Raw genomic sequence first — 17,738 nt, 5'->3', positions numbered from 1 at the left:
CATAAGATAGGTAGGAGAAAGTATTTTAATAGCAGCAATAGAAAAGATACTAGAGGAGTGTTCTAATGAGCAAAGAACATACAACCAATGTTGAGACACGTGTTAAAGATATTTTAACCGTAGATGGCAAGCAGTTCAGGGATCTGAATGGTAATGGTGTACTGGACCCGTATGAGAACTGGGAACTGCCGATTGAAGAGCGGGTGAAGGATTTGGTTTCCCGGATGACGCTTGAAGAGAAAGCAGGGTTGATGACCATCTCCTCCCAATATATGCCTGGTTCGGAACGAATTCCGGGAAATATTGAGACAAAGGAAACAGATGAAAGCGGCCTATTGAATGAGACGGATGTAGTGTTGAAAACTCATCCATTTTCCAAGCCGGGCGATGATAATTATGAACTGCCAAGGCCATTGCTTTATAATGCTGGAACGACAAAAGGCATTAAGGATTTGAATCTCCGCTATTTTATTGTCCGTGATAACCCAAAGGCATCCGATTTAGCTACATGGACGAATAAAATCCAGGAAGTGGCGGAAGAGTCCCGTCTGGGAATTCCTGCTGTAATGGTTTCGAATCCACGAAACCATATTGGTCATTTGTATCATGGTTTAATGGAAGCGACAGGTGAATTTTCTGTATGGCCAGGAGAATTGGGGCTTGCTGCCACTGGTGATACCGAGCTGATGAAGGAATTCGGTAAGATTGCTGCCCGCGAATGGAGAGCGGCAGGGATTCATAAGGTATACGGCTATATGGCTGACATTGCTACCGATCCACTATGGATGCGCTATAATGGAACATTTGGAGAGGATCCTGATTTGGCAGCTGCCATGATCAAGGCAGTGATTGAAGGTTTCCAAGGAGAAGAGCTTGGAGAAGACAGTGTATCCCTGACAACAAAGCACTTCCCTGGCGGCGGTGCGCGGCATAATGGCCATGACCCTCATTACCCATGGGGAAGTTTCAACCCGTATCCGACACCTGGAAGCCTGTATAAGTATCACATCCCACCGTTTAAAGCGGCAGTTGAAGCAGGAACCACGTCCATCATGCCTTATTACTCCTATCCAAGCAATGAACACAGTGTTCCACAGCTGAAAGACGGGGAACTGTTTGAAGAGATAGGTTTTGCCTATAACAAAGCAATTGTCCGTGATATCTTGAGGGAAGAACTAGGTTTTAAAGGATATATCAACTCGGATACCGGTATCATCAATATGATGCCATGGGGAGCAGAGGAACTATCCCCTGAGGAGAGATATGCTAAAGCACTGGAAGCAGGTGTAAACATGTTCTCCGATGAAGCTGATCCATCTGTGCTCATTAAGTCGGTCAAGGAAGGCTATGTCAGTGAGGACAAGCTGGATAAGTCTGTGACTTATCTGCTAACGGAAATAATGGAACTTGGATTATTTGAAAACCCGTATGTCGACCCAGAACAGGCACAGCGAATTGCAAAAGATGCCGCTTCCCAACAAAAAGCCGACACAGCCCACCGCAAATCTGTGGTACTAAACCGTAATAGTGAGCAATTGTTGCCATTAACAGATGAAAAAGTGGCAGAGATGAAATTATATGTAGAAGTATTTAAGCAGGACGGAGCAGAAGAAGAAACGCAGAAAGTCAAGGAAGCATTTGCTAGCAGGAATTCTTCCCTGGTGCTGACGGATAAGCTGGATGAAGCCACACATGCCTTTGTGTTTGCCATTCCGAATACTGTTCCGGATCGTCCTGATGAACCGCTGACAGTAGCTCTTGGACACGACACCGGAGTGGACGTCGACCGCATAAAAGAAATTGAAGCGAAAGCACCGACTATTCTTGTTATCAACATGACGAATCCTTGGCTGATTGGAGATATCGAGCCTGGGGCGCATGCTGTACTAAGTACCTTTGGAGTGAAATATGAAGTGCTGTTCGATGTACTTTGCGGTAAATACAATCCATCAGGAAAACTGCCATTCACACTTCCGGCAAGCCAGGAAGAATTGGATAAGAGTCCTGGGGACATACCTGGACATGCAAAAGGATCTTCCTATGTTTACCGTGATAAAGATGGAAATGAATATGGATTCGGGTTCGGACTCAGTTATTAGATCAAGTAATCAATTATACCCATGCGGCGTGATGTTCACGCCGCATTTTTACGTGATCCCGCATTCAACAAATCTTGGTTTTCAACAAGGACATAACTTTTCCGAGAGGAGTAAAGGGCATGAAATTTGGTTGACTGTCTTGCATGAGGCAGCGAAAAGCTTTGACCGCTACTGCTTTTAGCCAGCATCTCGAGCATGAGAAACTCGTTTCCTGTCTGAAGTTAATGGAGGGAGGAGGCAATCATCGTGGAGGTCGATACTGCCGGGTGAGGACAGCAGAAGAAGGCCGAAAACATCAGTGTTTTCAGCCTTTTTCCATTTCTATGATTGATAGGTTGCATAATATTCTTCATTGGTGAAATCTCCAGGGTGCCCATCAAAAATGACTTTCCCTTCTTTTAGGGCAACAATCCTCGTGGCATACCGCTTGGCAAGGTCGATGTCATGGACATTGATAATGGTCAGTAATCTGAGGCGCCGATGTATGTCCTGAAGCATGTTAAAAATATGCTCCGCTGTTCCTGGATCAATGCTGGCAACTGGCTCATCGCCGATTAAGATCTCCGGCTGTTGGACGAGGGCCCGGGCAATCCCGACTCGTTGTTTTTGACCGCCGCTTAAGTTTTCAACCCGCCGGTGTTCCATGGCAGCCAGTCCGACATCAGCGATAACCCGTTTGGCCAGTTCTTTTTCCTGCGTTGTAAACCAGCCAATCAGATTTTTAAAAGAAGACCTGTAGCCAAACATGCCGGTCAACACATTCTGCAGGACACTTAATCGAGGAATCAAATTGAAGTGTTGGAAGATCATTCCTGTTTTTCTCCGGATTGTCCGCCATTCTTCATCATTAGAAGGAGAAACCGGATTTCCTTTTAGATAAATCTCCCCATGGGTAAGCTTTTGCAGCCCATTGAAACAGCGGACGAAGGTCGACTTGCCTGCACCGCTCTTCCCGAGAATACATACAAATTCACCTTGCTGGAAAGAGATGCTTATTTCTGAAAGAGCATCCGTATGGGTGCCCGGGTAACGGACAGATATATCTTTCATTTCAATCATTTGCTCTATCTCCTTTAGATGATTCTGTTCCGCGTATAACTGCCCAAGAAATCGACGATGATTACCATTACCATAATAATCAGTACATCCAATGCCACAGAGGAATACTGGAAGGTTTTAAAATCATTGAATAATACTTGCCCAATCCCTCCGCCCCCAATGAAACCGAGGATGAGGGACGTCCGGATGGCCACTTCGAATCGGTAGAAGAATTGAGATAGCACATTTGGCCAAATCTGCGGCAAAATGCTGAACAGGTAGGCAATACCATTGCCAGCGCCGACAGCTTTCATCGCTTCCTGCGGGCCGGGGTCTGCAGCTTCAATCAATTCGGAAACCAGCTTTCCCAGCACGCCTATATTATGGAACATGATCGCCAGTACAGCCGGAAATGGCCCCAGACCAAGTGTCGTGAGCAGAACCAGGCCGATTACAATTTCTGGGAGAGACCGGACGAAGCTTAATGCTACCCGGGAAAAATGGAATATTGGTTTAGACGGTGCCGTATTTTTTGCAGCCATGAAGCTGAGCGGCAGAGCAATGATCAATCCGAGAATGCTGCCGAGAAAAGCCATCGCCAGTGTCTCTGCGGCTTCCTTCATCAAATCGGGAAGTCTGGAGAAATCCATGGGAAACCACTGGGCTAGAAAATGGATCATATTATCGAAGTCTTTAAACTTGGATAGGTCGAACTCTGTCAGTTTCATACTGAAATAGATGAGGAGGGAGAGCAGGATCAAGGTGATAATGTTCTTCTTTTTAAACCACACCATACTCAACTCTATTCATTGATTATTCCCTGTTGTTTAGCTGCTTCTTCGATATTTCTATAATCCTCCTTGCTTGCCTTCGTAAACCCGCTGGCACCAAAAGCTTCGAGAATTTCCTCATCTTCTATAGATAAGAAGGTCTCCTGAAGTCTAGTGATGGTCTCTTCATTTGTATCCTTATGGACGGCCCAGGGATATTGGAAAAGTTCCTCGGATTTCCAGATAACCTTCAGCTGTTCTTTATCAATTTTTCCTGATTCTATCAATTGATGATAAATGGCACTATCAATGGCACCTGCATTAATTTGTTTATTTTGTACGGCTAAAGCGGTTGCATCATGCGATCCGGTATAGCGGACAGAATGAAAGTCATGATCTTCCTGTGAGTCAAATACTCCACGCTTCTGCAATTCAATAGTAGGGATCAGCGAACCGGAAGTAGAATTCGGATCTCCGAAAGCAAAGTCAACTTCTTCAGGTGTGTGAAGCAAATCTTCTAAGGATTCCCAGGGTTCGTCCTCGTACGTAATAATATAGGAGTGATAGTAAGGTTTTCCATCAATTTCCTGGGTTATGATAGCTTTGGCACCGCTTTTTTGATTGGCGATTATGTAGGTCAAGGGTCCAAGGTAGGCCATGTCGATTTTGTCATAGTTCAATGCTTCCACTACTCCATTATAATCTGGGTAGACATCAACGGTAACTTTACGGTTCAGTTCCTCACTTAAGAGGGACTGCAATTTATCCATGGCTTCCTCCATTGCTCCGACTGTCTGGGCAGGAATGACACCAATGGTGAAAGTCTCATCCAATAATGGACCTTCCGCTTCTTCTGCCTTGCTGCCACAAGCAGACAGGATAATAGAGAGGCAGATAAAAGCTGCTATATACATAGACTTTTTCAATAATTACACCTTCTTTACGTATATTCTTGTTGAGGGAGTTACCTTATCAGGAAACTAGGTAATACCATAAATGAAAATAGTAAAATGAGGAAATAGATGGGCCCTGATTTTACCATCATCACTGTAAAATATTTCGCTGTATTAAGCCGGCCGAGGCATGGAAAACTGCTGAATCAAATAATAGATTCAATACTGAATAATTATATAACTAGTTTCAGGGGAGTGCAACCGGGTGGCAGGTAAAAGGATGTCTATCAGCTGGTACAGCGGGGAAATCGGCAGGAGGCGGGGTATATTGGCAGAACAGTGAGGGAATCGGTCAGAGCGTGAATTCATCCCCTTAACAGAGTAAGCATCAGATGCGTATGCTACTTGGTAATATTACCCAATCCTACAGTTGAGTTTTCTGTACAGGCATTCGGGGAAAACATAAGCAACCAAGCAGAAATTTAAAGGAGTTGGATATATGGAATCCTCGTCGCCATGGAAAAGATTTAAAGAGAAAGTAAAGGTCATCGGTCCCGGAGCTATCATTGCTGCTTCCTTTATTGGACCGGGTACAGTCTCGACGGCGACAGAGGCCGGAGCCTCTTTCGGTTATTCTTTAATCTGGGCCATTGTCTTCTCGGTAATCACTACCATGTTCCTGCAGGAAATGGCCTCCCGTCTGGGGATTGTAACGGGAAGCGGGCTTGGGGAAGCCATCCGCGGCCAGTTTGAGCGGCCGGTATTCAAGTTTGGTGCCGTCATTTTAATTGGGTTTTCCGTCGGGATGGGCTGTGCGGCCTATATGGCCGGTGACCTGACCGGCGGGGCATTAGGTGTCTCTCTGCTGACAGGAATTCCCCAGAACTATATCGCCCCTGTCATTGGTGTTGTTATTCTCATCTTAGGTTTGACAGGGACTTATAAGCGCTTTGAGAAAATACTGATTGGACTTGTCATTGTGATGAGCATCACTTTCATTACTACCATGCTGATCGTTCAGCCTAATTTAAGCGAAGTATTTAAAGGTGCGTTTGTTCCTGCGATTCCGGACGGGTCTATTGTAGTGATTGTTGCATTGATAGGTACGACAGTTGTTCCGTATAATCTCTTCATGCACGCTTCTAGTGCGCATGAGCGTTGGAAGAATCCCGCTGACATTAAGAAAGCGAGAATGGATATCCTTATCACCATCGGAGTCGGCGGGCTGATCACTGCTGCGGTGATAATCACGGCGGGTACCGTTGTCCGTGGATCGGATGCAGCCGGAATAGAAGCATTAGCACTAGCGCTGGAGCCGACCCTTGGCGAGTGGGCCTCCGGGTTTATCAGTATCGGCATGCTGGCAGCCGGCCTCTCATCGGCTATGGCTTCCCCTTTGGGAGCAGCTTATACGATCGGCGGGCTAACTAAGTGGGGAACAGGGTTCGACAACTGGAAGTTCAAACTGATTTTCTCGATAATTATCGGGATTGGGATTGTCACGTCTGCTATCGGATTTGAACCAATGCAGCTGATCCTGACTGCCCAGGCCCTGAATGGGCTGATTTTGCCAATCGTTGCGATTTTCCTGCTTATTGTAGTCAATAATAAAAATGCTATGGGGAAATATGTCAACACTGCAAAGTTGAATATCATTGGAGGAATTATTGTCCTGATTGTCGGTGGGCTGGGTATTTACAGCCTTGTAGACGCAGTATCAGCTTTTGTCAATATGGTATAAAGGGAAAAAGGCCTTTGACTCTTATCGGAGGCCTTTTTCTAATGTTTATATAAGAAGTGGGTCGTCTTAATTGCTATAAAAATGCTGATTGTTCTACACTTGATATATAAATTTATTTTATTTGAACAATCACCAGGTTTCTGAACTAACATACAGAAAAGGGGTATGATTTTATGGCAAAGAAAGTACAGATTGGCAAAACGGACTTATATGTGAACCCCGTCGGTTTAGGGACAAACACGGTCGGCGGGCACAATATTTTCCCGGAAGTAGATGAGGAAACAGGCAAAGAAGTCGTCCGGACAGCTCTGGAAAACGGAGTGAATTACCTGGACACCGCTTTTATGTATGGAATGGGCCGTTCCGAAGAATTGATTGGAGAGGTGATCAAGGAAAGGGGGAACCGGTCGGATTTAGTAATTGCTACCAAGGTTTCGCCGAAAGTCCAAGGTAATGAGGTTGTTCATGATAATTCACCAGCATTTCTGAAAAGAGAAGCGGAAAAGAGTCTGAAGCGGCTTGGGACTGATCATATTGATTTGCTATATATTCATTATCCTGACCAAAAGACACCGGAAGCGGAAGCAGTCGGTGCTCTGCAAGAATTGAAGGACGAAGGGAAAATCCGTGCAATCGGCATTTCTAATTTCTCGCCCGATCAATTGAGGGAGGCAGATAAAGATGGATATGTCGATGTCTATCAGGGTGAATATAATCTGCTGAACCGTGATGCTGAAGAAACCATTTTCCCTTATGCAAGTGAGAATGATATGTCCTATGTTCCATTCTTTCCGTTGGCATCTGGACTTTTGACCGGAAAGTACGATAAGGATACGAAGGTCAGCGGCTTTCGTGAATCCCTGCCGTATTTTCAAGGAGCCGCATTTGAACAAAATGTAGAGAAAGTGGAGAACCTACGTACCATAGCCGAGGCTAAAGATACGGAAATAGCCAATCTGGTACTGGCCTGGTATTTGACTAGAGATACGGTTGATACCATCATTCCGGGGGCAAAGCGGAAGGATCAGGTTCTCAGCAATTTGAAAACCTTGGATATTAACCTATCGCGGGAGGCAATCAGGGAAATCGAGCGTATTTTTCAATCAAGTAAATAACTCATAATAGTGGTTTAATGATAGACTTAACAACTATGGATATGCTTTCCTGTCAACAAGCCTCTTCTTGCTAATGAGAAGAGGCGGTTTTATTTTCCGGGATCAACGCGGACCAGCATTGTTGACTCCACTTAAACTGTATGACAGAAAGTGTATTTATGGAATTGCAGCTTTAGCAAATGTTATAGTAAATTTGGGGAAGTTAGAATAGATAGAAGGGGTGGGGGCAGTTGGCTTCATTAGTGAATTTTGCGGAATACATAGAAAAGCATGCAGAGTCATTAGCGGCCGATGTGGTAGAATCAGTCGTTGAGAAGGCAAAGCTTGACCTCCCTGAATGGGAGAAGGATAGCGCTGTCCATATGTACCAAGACCTATGGGCATTCCTCGGCGAAACAATAAGAGATGAGAGGGAGGATGCTATTCCCGACACCCTGCTGGATTGGAGCAAGAGCAATGCCGAGATGCAGGTCTCAGCAGAGAAAGAAATCTTGGAAATCGTTGTACGTTATCCCCCTACAAGGGAAGTATTTAATGATGTAGTCACTCAGATCAGTCTGGACCTGGGGCTGACGGTAGAGGAAAACGCCTCTGTCCTTAAACGGATCGATCGGCTTCTGGACGTCAGTCTGAATGAAACAATCTTCTCCTTTAAACGGCTTTCCGATATGCAGCGGGAAAAGGTACGGGAGGATTTAATCAAACTGTCGGCACCGATTGTACCAATTGAAGATGATATTGTGGTAATACCTGTAGTGGGCGACGTGGACCCTGCAACCGTCCAGCATATGATGAAGAATGTCATTCCGAGGATTGCCGAGATTGAGGTTAATTATGTCATCGTGGATTATTCGGGTACCTTGGCGATCGACTCGCAGATAGCAGAATCCCTTCATCAACTGGGGAATATGATGCGTGTAATGGGGATTCATGTAGTTATTGCCGGCTTCCGGCCGGAGATGGTCCTCAATATGCTGGACAGCAATATCAATATGACGGCAATTGATTCCTATGCTACAGTCAAGCAGGCACTGGAAAATCTTCGTCCATGACTACGGGCGATTATATAGAATAAGGAAAGGCTGATGTATAAGCATCAGCCTTTTTGTTAAAGAAAAAGCTTGGGGAAGTTTGCACTCATACTTACAGATGATATTCTCGGAGGCATAGTGTAAGCCAATGCTGTTTCCTTTTTCAAAATATTTACAGGGGAGTTTAACACATAATCCTTGAATTTTCTATCTTTATATAATATTATAATATTTCAAGTAATACATTATATTACTGAATCTTGCCACATTTATCATAACTCCGCACCGCTTATAACTATTATGATAAATGTATACCCTGTTTATGAGCAATGTATGCTTGTCAGGTTTTTCCATTAAAATCAATAAGGGGGATGCACATGTTCCATCCAGATGAGAAGAAAGCTAAACCGGGAGATGTCATTGAGTTTGAAAGGAACAATATGGTATACACAGGGAAAGTAATGCCATCCAGAGCGGAGAATAGTATTGTGGTGGATATATCTGAAATGGACAGGTATGAGGAGTTGAACCACGGTTATCATAATACGGTGGTGAATCATACCAAATACAGGATAGTAGAAGAAATATCTTAAGATAAAAACTTGCAACCAGAGGAGTAATCATATCATGCGACGCGGCAACAGAATGGACTTTGGCCAGTTAGTGAAGCAGAACAAACAAGAACTGATGGAAGACGAGAAGCAGCTGTCACAGATTGAACAGCGGCTTGAGAAGAGACAGGAAGAATTAATGAAAAAGGAACATAAACTCAGATAGTCTAAAGGTATCGATTTCTGGTCGGTACCTTTTTTCATTACTTGCAAAAACTATAGAAAGTGGTGGCGGCAGAAGGGGGTATGGGCATAAGCAAGGTGGCCTCTACGAACGAAGAGATCACCTTGCTTATCAGTCTTAATAGATGTCCTGACCTACATATACTCTCGTGAGATTGTCTCTTCAGCCTACTTATTGTGGGCGTTTGGTGGAAATGTGGTCGCGCTTATCTATTTCCGCTAATTTCTTTTGGACCTCTTCGGGTATCTGTTTATCGGTATCCCTGTAAGAATTCTCTAGCACTTCCGCTGCATAAGGAAGTTCTTGTTCATATTTTGGCATTGGATAACCCCTCCTTTTTTAATCGCCTTAGCCAGAAGTTTTTGCTAGGATAGCTGTATTATCCCCAAATAGGGGCGTTTTATAGTCAGTTTTCACCAATATATTTATTGTAGGTATAAAATTCGTTGCGGCTTATATTTTATGGCAATCGTCTCTAACCACCCACAGAATCCCTGAAGAAATTTAGGTTCATAATATATTGGATGATGGTTTAAATAGACAGACGGAGAGGGAAACTAGCTAATACAATAAATTCCAATTTTTATTAAGAAGAGGTAGATACTATGGTATATATTTTATTGTTGATCGGCTTAGCTTTATTGATTAAAGGAGCTGATTTTTTTGTGAAGGGGGCTTCCAGTATAGCATCGAATCTGCAGGTATCCCCTCTGCTTATTGGTTTGACGATCGTGGCGTTTGGGACAAGTGCTCCTGAAGCGACGGTAAGTATTGTGGCTGCCTTTGAGGACAGTGCCGGGGTGGCAATTGGTAATGTGGTAGGAAGCAATATCTTCAATATCACTTTTGTCGTAGGAATGACAGCATTGATTTATCCATTAAGAGTGGAAAGTGAGACCATCCGAAAAGAAATCCCGTTTACCCTATTGGCAAGCATTGTTCTGCTTGTATTGGTAAGTGATATCTTCCTTCAGTCCTTCACTGCCAACTTCATTACCAGAAGTGATGGATTTATTTTGTTGTTGTTTTTTGCCATCTTTTTATACTACTTATTCGAAGTGGCCAGACGTAACAGGGAAAGAGGGGGCGTTGATACGGTCAACTCGGCTCCCTCTTCTTGGGGGAAAAATATACTGTTCACCTTCTTAGGACTTGCTGCCATTGTGTTCGGCGGCGATTTAACTGTAGATAGTGCCACAGGGATCGCTTTGTCGTTCGGCATGAGTGATACACTGGTGGGACTGACCATTGTGGCCGTCGGAACCTCGCTCCCCGAGCTGGTGACGTCTGTTACGGCAGCAATCAAAAAAGAGAGCGATATTGCATTAGGAAACATTGTCGGCAGCAACATATTCAATATTCTTTTTGTCCTGGGGGCAGCTTCGGCAATATCCCCACTGGCAGTAGACGGGAGAATATTCATTGATGTATCGTTTATGATTGTGTTGACGATTATTCTGCTGATTTTTTCCCGTAGTAACTTTAAAATCGGCAAGATAGAGGGCGTTATCCTGGCTGTTGCCTATGTGCTGTATATGGTATATGTGGTTTTGAGGAATTAGTATCCGTCGAGTATTAGCAGTTTCGCTGTCAAGGATCTACATGGTGAGAAGATGAATAAAGAGGTGGGACAAAATCAAGCTGCTCCCCTCAAAAAGTGAACAAGGCACTGAATTAGCGCAGTAATTATCGGATGGGCTATTCCAGCTAGTTTTCTTTTGATTAAACGCTTTTGTCCCACTCCCCCCTTTATTTCAAGGTTAGGAATTATGGTATGTCTGTTTGATGATCTCATCAGCAATCGAGGCGTTTGCTTCTTCTATTCGCTGATGCTCATCTACAGAGTCGCCGGATAGTCGATGATCCACGTCAAGAAGGTGATGATCGGCATTCACGCCTGTATTTACGTTGAAATTTTCCCTTTTATCCTGTTTGAATTTGTCGGCTTTATTTTGGTTTTTCTTCATATGATCACCTCCTCTATAATATGTGCAAGAGTTTATGGGCTTATCAATATCCTGTGGAAACTTTGGTTATATTATCAGTAGGAGGTGAGATGAATGGATAAGAAAGAAGAGCAGAATCAGGACAAAATCAACGTGCAGCTTGGCGGCATGGGTATTTATGGAACCACTTCCAATACAGAAATCGGCGGTTATAAGGCTTCAGGCGACATTGAAAATGCCGGGAGATTAGATAAAGGTTTTCAAAAGAATGATGATGAAGATGATATAGCCCCGGCGGCTTCCATCAAGGAGGAGGAAGGGCAGAAGGATTATTAACAAGTTTCGTAAGGGCTTTGCTTGGCAAAGCCCTTATTAGTATTCCGGGGGAGTCATCGATATGAAGAAAGCACTTATTTTTGTTGCTCTTTACAGTATCATATTATACATCGCTTTAATTCACCGGGAGGAGCTTATCATTTGGCTGGACCGTGCAAACTTGGCACAGCTTCCCTTGATGTTTGGTTTGTCTATCCTCTTCAGTGTTATCCCGATTATCCCTTTTACTATTTTTGCCGGAGTGATGGGGGTAAAATACGGCGTATGGGTAGGAGCCATTATTAATTGGACCGGTTCCGTCGGGGCTGCTGTCATCTATTTTATACTTGCCCGCTATTACTTTGTGAACCAATTCCAAATTTATATTCAAAAATTTGAGAAGGTGCAAAAGTTTGATGCCATTATCAGCCGTAACGCTTTTATTTCGGTTTTGATCAGCCGGATGATTTCTATAATTCCTCCACCGGTTGTCAATATCTACTCAGGACTCAGCACTATGCAGTTCTTCACGTATTTCATCGCCACAGCACTAGGGCAGATCCCCGGCATGATTATCTATGCCTATCTGGGTAATCAGTTGGCTGCCTCCTTCCAAGGGTTTGTGGCAGGCCTCCTCATTTATCTGATGTTCCTCGCCATCCTTATCCCTATTTATCGGCACTGGTACCGGGGAGCATAGAAGATGATCCCTGTTTCTCTTAGTTTAATCCATGTTCATTAAGTCTGCCGAGGCAGGTTTGTTATGTCTTCCCAACCGGATAGTTTTCCTCCTTAGGTTTAACCTCCAGGTTTCTGTGTTACTAGAACCCTAAAAAGGAGAGATGTCCATGTTGTCCAATATATTGATTGGAATAACCATTATATTTCTCGGCATTAATCTATATTATTTTTTTACAAACAAAGATTTCAAGAAGAGTTACGCCAGTCCAGCGCTCTTCTTTTAACTTGTCTATGTGTTTATCAGTATAACTATCGGTTTTGCCGTGTTATACCAGTTGTTAGCGTTGGAAGAAGTCGTACTAGTCATCAACGATCCAATCGGGCAGCCGGCAAGTCAAACATTCCTTACCCATTTGTATTACAGCGGGGTCACCATCCTCTCTGTAGGTTATGGAGATCTAGTTCCCGTAGGATCAGCCAGACTGTTTTCTTTAATAGTAGCGGGAATTGGCCTTCTCCTGCCATCCGCGTATTTCGTGAAGGCCCTCGGCAGTTCAGGGGGCGAAGAGGAAGGCAGTTGACTAAAATGAGCCTGGGGTATATCGGAATTTAAATGTTTAAGTTACCTGGATACTATAGGGAAGCCTTTTACTTTTAACGCATATGCATGGAGACCTGTTGGACATCATGCAGACACATCCAAAAATTTCAAGTTACTATGGAAGTTTTAAAAGCAAATACACGTGGTAATAGTAACAGTATATTTGGAGAAAAGGAGATGTCCTTATTTCAATAGAAACTGTGAAATAGTAATTGGAGGTTTGTGGTATGAGTAGTGAAAGTAAGGATTCTAGTAGACGTAGGCTGATAGATTGGAGAATCTTTGGACCAGCCTTGGTTATTATGGTACTGATCAGCATTCCTTTTGCGATGTATGAAGATGAATCGCTGGAACTGCTGAACAATATTTTTGATCAGATTGTAAACATGTTTACGTGGGGCTACATATGGTATGCCATCATCTTGGTGGCGGCCGGCTTATATCTGTCCTTTTCTAAGTATGGGGATGTTGTCCTTGGCGATCCGACAGAGAAGCCAAGGTTCACCATATTCGAGTATTCATCCATCTTAATTGCGATGGGGCTAGGTTCCACCATTATGCGGACAGGGATGACCGAATGGGCCAATATTGCGGTCGATCCTCCTTTTGGTGTAGAACCCGGATCTTCTGAAGCATTATTATGGGGAAATGCATACAGCATGTTCATGTGGAGTTTCCAGGTATTCGCCATCTTCGTCATGGCAGCACCTGCCATGGGCTACATTTTGCATGTACGGAAAAAACCATTCATGCGGATTTCCGAAGCATGCCGCACGATTTTCGGGGACAAGTTCACCGATGGCTGGGGAGGTAAGTTGCTGGATGTCATTTTCTTGGTCAGTATCTTGTCGGGTGCGGCGGTCACGCTGGGACTGGGTACACCGATTGTAACCTATAACCTGGCGGAAATATTCAATATAGAAATTACCTTTGGACTCACATTGATTGTTACTATTATATGGGTATTCCTATTCTCGATTAGTGCGTACCTTGGAATCGAGCGGGGGATCAAGAAGCTAAGCACCTTAAATATGTATCTTGCTGGAGCATTTGCCGTCTTTGTGATGGTAGTGGGGCCCGGCGTTTTCATTCTCAATTATTTTACAGACACAGTTGGTTTTCTATTGGCTAACTATGTAGATATGTCTCTTTATACCAACTCGCTGGATATGAATGGTACGACCCATATGGAAAGCAACACAGTTTTCTGGTTTGCCTATAGTGCTACATGGGCAATGCTCCACAGTGTGTTTGCTGCAAAGATTTCCCGAGGCCGCACCATCAGGGAAATGATTTTGACCTATTTGCTGGCACCGACCATGATTTCATGGGTGGCAACCGGGGTGCTTGGAGGTCTGGGTGTACACAGATTCATAACTGGTGAAGTGGATGTGACAGGTATTGTTTCAGAAGATACGATGGCCGCTATTCCGGCTATCTTGAATTCCTTGCCATTGTCCCTGATTGCCCTCGTTGTCTTTGTCATCATTGCCATGATCTTCATGGTGACGACACTGGACTCAACTACCTATACGATTGCGTCCTATGCCGGTACAGAGAACATGAGCAAGGCAGAGCCATCCAAGAACCTGCGTCTAATTGTGGCAGCACTCATTACTGTTCTCGCTCTGTCACTACTGCGGATTGGTGGGCTTGCCCCACTTGAAGTACTGTCCGGATTGATGGGTATACCAATTATCGTCATCCAGTTCCTGACTATCTATGCAGCTAAGAAAATGATGGATGAAGACAGGGCATGGGTCCACAATGTAAGAAAGAAAAAGAAATGGACCCAGCAGTCAAATGAATAGCTGATTCTGAATAAAACCATCCGTGCCATATGGGCGGATGGTTTTATTATGCATTGGAAGAGGCCATGGTTAAAGGAGTATTTTTAGGGCAGGGTGAAAATGGAATTGTTAATAGACATGGGATGTATATCCCTAAAAGTTGTGTTACAATGGCACGAAGGTTAAATGATGAAAGGGGATTGAAGAGTGAAGTTGAATAAAAAGTTGATGTTGAGTTTACTGCTCGCTGTTTTGGTTTCAGTAATGGCAGCTTGCAATGGCGAAGATGGGGCAGCGGATGATAATAATGAAGAACAGAATACACAGGAGAGTGAACAAGCAGCAGAGCAGCCGGAGATGCCGGAACCTGATTTGGAAGGCGTTCCGGAGGTTGTAGCCGAAGTGAATGACAGCGAAATTACAAAAGAAGAATTTGAGACTGCATATAAAGCGCAATTCCAGCAAATGGCATTGCAATCCCAAATGACCGGGCAGGAGGTTGACCAGGATCAGCTCAAGAAACAGATTACAGAAAGCATGATTGGTTCAGAGTTGCTGATCCAGGAAGCTGACAACCGGAAGGTCACCGTCTCGGAAAAAGAAGTGAATAAGAAATTGGACGAGCTGGTGGAGATGAATGGAATGGATTCACAGGAAGCGCTTCTGTCAGCTCTAGAAGAACAAGGCACAACAGAAGAAGAGGTTTTGTCCCAAGTAGAAACACAGGTAAAAGTAAATAAGCTGATTGCCGAGGAGTCAGGTGAAACAGAACCAACGGAAGAAGAGCTCAAAGAAGCCTATGAGCAAGCGAAAGCACAGCAGGAGCAAATGGCAGAAGGTGAAGGCAAAGGAGAAATGCCTTCCTTTGAGGAAGTAAAACCACAGCTCAAAGAACAGCTCCAGCAGCAAAAAGAAGGAGAAGCTGCCATGGCGTTGATTGAGAAACTGCGCGGAAACGCTGATGTCACAGTACATCTCTAACAGGAGAAAGCCAGGTCTTTGGAAGGCCTGGTTTTTTAATGTTATGCTTCACTCTATTAGTGGACGATAAAAAGAACATCGAGAGGAGTTGATTATACGTTCATTCTAGTAAGACGACAGCACGGAGGGTTGGAGACTTTAACGAAATCCAATAGCCATCATGCCAAAATCTTTCCTGATTTTCGTTCCGCTGAACAATTTTCGGAAACACTGAATGCCAGGACTCGTTCTAACAAGCAGTGGATGGTAAAAGAGTGGGAAAAGAGAGATGACCATAGTACTGATTAGAAGCAGAAGCTATTGCCCAGGCAATAGCTTTTTAATAGAGGAAAAGAACAGTTTGAACTTTTGATCACTTGTGGAATATTGGACTTCCCCAATTACATACGTTAGTAAAGTGTTTAAGCTAAAAATGTAAGGAGGAATTACATGGAGGAAGAGTTTAAGCAACAAGAGGAACAACGGCAGAATAGTGAGGAACAAGGTCAGGGGGGACCAGGATTTCATTCTGCAATACCCAATTATTCGACGGTCCCACAGTATAATGCGGCACATTATTATACACCGTATCCTGTTTATCTGGACCCTTTTTACCGTAATTGCGGATGCCATGGCAAGCAGAAAGTATCTCCGGCCAATATAAATCAGCAGTATTACGATAACATGAATCCATCCCACTACAACCCGTCACATTACAACCCATCACATCACAATCCGTCCCATCATAACCCGTCACATTACCATCAACAGATGTATCAGGAGATGAATCCTGGACATCAGCAGCAATTGTATGATTTCTGCAGAAGGTATCAGCATCATCTCGTACGAGGGGAAGGAACAGATGGCCGGACATATGATGGAATTATTGAAAGTATGGACAATGAAAATGTCTACATGCTGATGCCTGATGGAGATAATGACTGGGATGATTATGATGACATGGATCGTCAGTTCTATGGTTATCCAGAGTATGACTATGGCTATCCGGGATATGACTATGGTTTTCCTAGCTATGGCTATCCAAGGAGATTCCGACGCTTCAGGCGGCGGCGTTTCCCGTTCTTCTTCTTCCGGAGGTTTTTCTTTCCGCCATTCTATTAAAGAAGAAAGACGCAGTTCCCATTGGAATTGCGTCTTTTTCTTATTCTGTAAAATCCTCCAGATAATTTACTAGTCAACCTATAAAAAATATAGTTGACAGTAATCAAGTAATCATTTATTCTATTTTTAACGAACAAGTGGAAGAGAGGTGTTTGGACATGAAGTTGACAGCACGTGATATTACATTGGCTGCGTTGTTTGCCGCGTTGATGGCGATAGGAGCCAATATCACATCCTTTATTGTAATTGGTGGTGTTCCAATTACTTTGACAACTTTTTTCAGTATTTTATCAGGACTTATATTGGGAAGCAGGCTTGGAGCAATTTCCATGACAGTCTATGCCTTGATTGGACTTGCCGGTGCTCCGGTATTCTCCCAGTTTTTCGGGGGACCCGCTATTATTCTGCGTCCTACCTTTGGCTTTATATTATCGAATATTCTTGTTGCGTATGTGGCAGGGAAAGTGATCGAAAAGAAATCCACGAAGTCTGCCTTCATCATGGCAGCACTGCTAGGGATGGCTGTCAATTATGCATTCGGTACAAACTGGATGTATGCCGCCTATAAATATTGGTTTGAGGCTCCCGATTCTTTTAGCTATGCGCTGGCATGGCTGTGGATGGTCCCGCCATTGCCAAAAGACATCATCTTCTCCATATTGGCAGGTGGACTGGCTTACCGGATTCGCAATAAAATTTATAAGCCGAAAAATATGCATGGCAAGTCAATCGCTTGAGGGAGGCTGCTAGCCAACATAGCCAGTTCCCCTACATACGAATTGTCGAGAACCACTGTTACTAATAAGCCGGCAACACCTTTTGCAAGGTGCCGGCTTAGAAA

Annotated in this window: 19 protein-coding genes; 14 read left to right on the top strand and 5 right to left on the bottom strand. The window is 43.9% G+C overall.

Features of this window, described 5'->3' with window-relative positions:
* Positions 1–65: 65 nt before the first annotated feature.
* Complete coding sequence (locus ACFODW_RS16325; protein ID WP_390307858.1) at positions 66–2,099, top strand: glycoside hydrolase family 3 protein; 2,034 nt, start codon at positions 66–68, stop codon at positions 2,097–2,099.
* A 321-nt stretch (positions 2,100–2,420) separates the two neighbouring features.
* Here the strand turns inward: ACFODW_RS16325 and phnC are convergent, their stop codons facing one another.
* The 3 genes from phnC to phnD are packed head-to-tail and all read right to left on the bottom strand — an operon-like array spanning position 2,421 to position 4,833.
* Positions 2,421–3,158 carry a phosphonate ABC transporter ATP-binding protein gene (gene phnC / locus ACFODW_RS16320; protein WP_390307857.1) on the bottom strand — a complete coding sequence of 246 codons (738 nt, stop codon included), beginning with the start codon at positions 3,156–3,158 and terminating at the stop codon, positions 2,421–2,423.
* Between the two features lie 14 nt (positions 3,159–3,172).
* Complete coding sequence (gene phnE / locus ACFODW_RS16315; RefSeq protein WP_390307952.1) at positions 3,173–3,928, bottom strand: phosphonate ABC transporter, permease protein PhnE; 756 nt, start codon at positions 3,926–3,928, stop codon at positions 3,173–3,175.
* Between the two features lie 11 nt (positions 3,929–3,939).
* The gene (gene phnD, locus ACFODW_RS16310) at positions 3,940–4,833 is read right to left on the bottom strand and encodes a phosphate/phosphite/phosphonate ABC transporter substrate-binding protein (RefSeq protein ID WP_390307856.1); all 894 of its coding nucleotides are present in this window, start codon (positions 4,831–4,833) and stop codon (positions 3,940–3,942) included.
* A 466-nt stretch (positions 4,834–5,299) separates the two neighbouring features.
* Here phnD and ACFODW_RS16305 point away from each other — a divergent pair, with 466 nt between their 5' ends.
* The 5 genes from ACFODW_RS16305 to ACFODW_RS16285 all read left to right on the top strand — a co-directional run bounded on the left by ACFODW_RS16305 (position 5,300) and on the right by ACFODW_RS16285 (position 9,464).
* On the top strand, positions 5,300–6,541 hold the full coding sequence (locus ACFODW_RS16305; protein ID WP_390307855.1) for an Nramp family divalent metal transporter: 1,242 nt from the start codon (positions 5,300–5,302) through the stop codon (positions 6,539–6,541).
* A gap of 173 nt (positions 6,542–6,714) precedes the next feature.
* The gene (locus tag ACFODW_RS16300) at positions 6,715–7,656 is read left to right on the top strand and encodes an aldo/keto reductase (protein WP_390307854.1); all 942 of its coding nucleotides are present in this window, start codon (positions 6,715–6,717) and stop codon (positions 7,654–7,656) included.
* Positions 7,657–7,886: 230 nt separating this feature from the next.
* Entirely contained in the window at positions 7,887–8,708 is an 822-nt protein-coding gene (locus ACFODW_RS16295; RefSeq protein ID WP_390307853.1) for an STAS domain-containing protein, read from the top strand.
* Positions 8,709–9,064: 356 nt separating this feature from the next.
* Positions 9,065–9,280, top strand: a complete 216-nt coding sequence (locus ACFODW_RS16290; protein WP_390307852.1) for a YkvS family protein — start codon at positions 9,065–9,067, stop codon at positions 9,278–9,280.
* A gap of 34 nt (positions 9,281–9,314) precedes the next feature.
* Positions 9,315–9,464 (top strand): FbpB family small basic protein, encoded by a 150-nt coding sequence (locus ACFODW_RS16285; RefSeq protein ID WP_390307851.1) that lies wholly within the window; start codon positions 9,315–9,317, stop codon positions 9,462–9,464.
* Between the two features lie 189 nt (positions 9,465–9,653).
* Here ACFODW_RS16285 and ACFODW_RS16280 read toward each other — a convergent pair whose 3' ends face one another.
* Entirely contained in the window at positions 9,654–9,803 is a 150-nt protein-coding gene (locus tag ACFODW_RS16280; RefSeq protein WP_390307850.1) for a hypothetical protein, read from the bottom strand.
* A gap of 284 nt (positions 9,804–10,087) precedes the next feature.
* Between ACFODW_RS16280 and ACFODW_RS16275 the strand changes: the two genes are divergently transcribed.
* The gene (locus ACFODW_RS16275) at positions 10,088–11,044 is read left to right on the top strand and encodes a calcium/sodium antiporter (RefSeq protein WP_390307849.1); all 957 of its coding nucleotides are present in this window, start codon (positions 10,088–10,090) and stop codon (positions 11,042–11,044) included.
* Positions 11,045–11,242: 198 nt separating this feature from the next.
* Here ACFODW_RS16275 and ACFODW_RS16270 read toward each other — a convergent pair whose 3' ends face one another.
* A complete protein-coding gene (locus ACFODW_RS16270; RefSeq protein ID WP_390307848.1) occupies positions 11,243–11,449 on the bottom strand; it encodes a hypothetical protein in 207 nt (68 codons plus the stop codon).
* 93 nt (positions 11,450–11,542) lie between these two features.
* Here ACFODW_RS16270 and ACFODW_RS16265 point away from each other — a divergent pair, with 93 nt between their 5' ends.
* The 7 genes from ACFODW_RS16265 (at position 11,543) to ACFODW_RS16235 (ending at position 17,634) form a co-directional block, all read left to right on the top strand.
* Positions 11,543–11,764: a hypothetical protein gene (locus ACFODW_RS16265; protein WP_390307847.1), complete on the top strand. Its 222-nt coding sequence runs from the start codon at positions 11,543–11,545 to the stop codon at positions 11,762–11,764.
* 61 nt (positions 11,765–11,825) lie between these two features.
* Positions 11,826–12,443: a TVP38/TMEM64 family protein gene (locus ACFODW_RS16260; RefSeq protein WP_390307846.1), complete on the top strand. Its 618-nt coding sequence runs from the start codon at positions 11,826–11,828 to the stop codon at positions 12,441–12,443.
* Between the two features lie 304 nt (positions 12,444–12,747).
* Entirely contained in the window at positions 12,748–13,005 is a 258-nt protein-coding gene (locus ACFODW_RS16255; protein ID WP_390307845.1) for an ion channel, read from the top strand.
* 247 nt (positions 13,006–13,252) lie between these two features.
* Complete coding sequence (locus tag ACFODW_RS16250; RefSeq protein ID WP_390307844.1) at positions 13,253–14,836, top strand: BCCT family transporter; 1,584 nt, start codon at positions 13,253–13,255, stop codon at positions 14,834–14,836.
* Positions 14,837–15,022: 186 nt separating this feature from the next.
* Positions 15,023–15,796, top strand: coding sequence for a SurA N-terminal domain-containing protein (locus tag ACFODW_RS16245; protein WP_390307843.1), 774 nt, complete (start codon positions 15,023–15,025; stop codon positions 15,794–15,796).
* A gap of 429 nt (positions 15,797–16,225) precedes the next feature.
* Positions 16,226–16,897: a hypothetical protein gene (locus ACFODW_RS16240; RefSeq protein ID WP_390307842.1), complete on the top strand. Its 672-nt coding sequence runs from the start codon at positions 16,226–16,228 to the stop codon at positions 16,895–16,897.
* A gap of 158 nt (positions 16,898–17,055) precedes the next feature.
* A complete protein-coding gene (locus tag ACFODW_RS16235) occupies positions 17,056–17,634 on the top strand; it encodes a biotin transporter BioY (protein ID WP_390307841.1) in 579 nt (192 codons plus the stop codon).
* The last annotated feature ends 104 nt before the right edge of the window (positions 17,635–17,738 follow it).

Origin of the sequence: Virgibacillus sediminis (assembly GCF_042643265.1) — a bacterium.
Classification (GTDB): domain Bacteria; phylum Bacillota; class Bacilli; order Bacillales; family Amphibacillaceae; genus Virgibacillus_O; species Virgibacillus_O sediminis.
This window is presented reverse-complemented; position numbering and strand designations above follow the sequence as displayed.

Excerpts from the sequence above, each read along its gene's own strand:
- ACFODW_RS16270 (WP_390307848.1), bottom strand. The coding sequence starts at position 11,449 with ATGAAGAAAAACCAAAATAAAGCCGACAAATTCAAACAGGATAAAAGG.
- ACFODW_RS16290 (WP_390307852.1), top strand. The coding sequence starts at position 9,065 with ATGTTCCATCCAGATGAGAAGAAAGCTAAACCGGGAGATGTCATTGAG.
- ACFODW_RS16305 (WP_390307855.1), top strand. The coding sequence starts at position 5,300 with ATGGAATCCTCGTCGCCATGGAAAAGATTTAAAGAGAAAGTAAAGGTC.
- ACFODW_RS16250 (WP_390307844.1), top strand. The coding sequence starts at position 13,253 with ATGAGTAGTGAAAGTAAGGATTCTAGTAGACGTAGGCTGATAGATTGG.
- ACFODW_RS16265 (WP_390307847.1), top strand. The coding sequence starts at position 11,543 with ATGGATAAGAAAGAAGAGCAGAATCAGGACAAAATCAACGTGCAGCTT.
- ACFODW_RS16280 (WP_390307850.1), bottom strand. The coding sequence starts at position 9,803 with ATGCCAAAATATGAACAAGAACTTCCTTATGCAGCGGAAGTGCTAGAG.
- ACFODW_RS16275 (WP_390307849.1), top strand. The coding sequence starts at position 10,088 with ATGGTATATATTTTATTGTTGATCGGCTTAGCTTTATTGATTAAAGGA.
- ACFODW_RS16300 (WP_390307854.1), top strand. The coding sequence starts at position 6,715 with ATGGCAAAGAAAGTACAGATTGGCAAAACGGACTTATATGTGAACCCC.
- ACFODW_RS16240 (WP_390307842.1), top strand. The coding sequence starts at position 16,226 with ATGGAGGAAGAGTTTAAGCAACAAGAGGAACAACGGCAGAATAGTGAG.
- ACFODW_RS16325 (WP_390307858.1), top strand. The coding sequence starts at position 66 with ATGAGCAAAGAACATACAACCAATGTTGAGACACGTGTTAAAGATATT.
- phnC (WP_390307857.1), bottom strand. The coding sequence starts at position 3,158 with ATGATTGAAATGAAAGATATATCTGTCCGTTACCCGGGCACCCATACG.
- ACFODW_RS16235 (WP_390307841.1), top strand. The coding sequence starts at position 17,056 with ATGAAGTTGACAGCACGTGATATTACATTGGCTGCGTTGTTTGCCGCG.
- ACFODW_RS16260 (WP_390307846.1), top strand. The coding sequence starts at position 11,826 with ATGAAGAAAGCACTTATTTTTGTTGCTCTTTACAGTATCATATTATAC.
- ACFODW_RS16285 (WP_390307851.1), top strand. The coding sequence starts at position 9,315 with ATGCGACGCGGCAACAGAATGGACTTTGGCCAGTTAGTGAAGCAGAAC.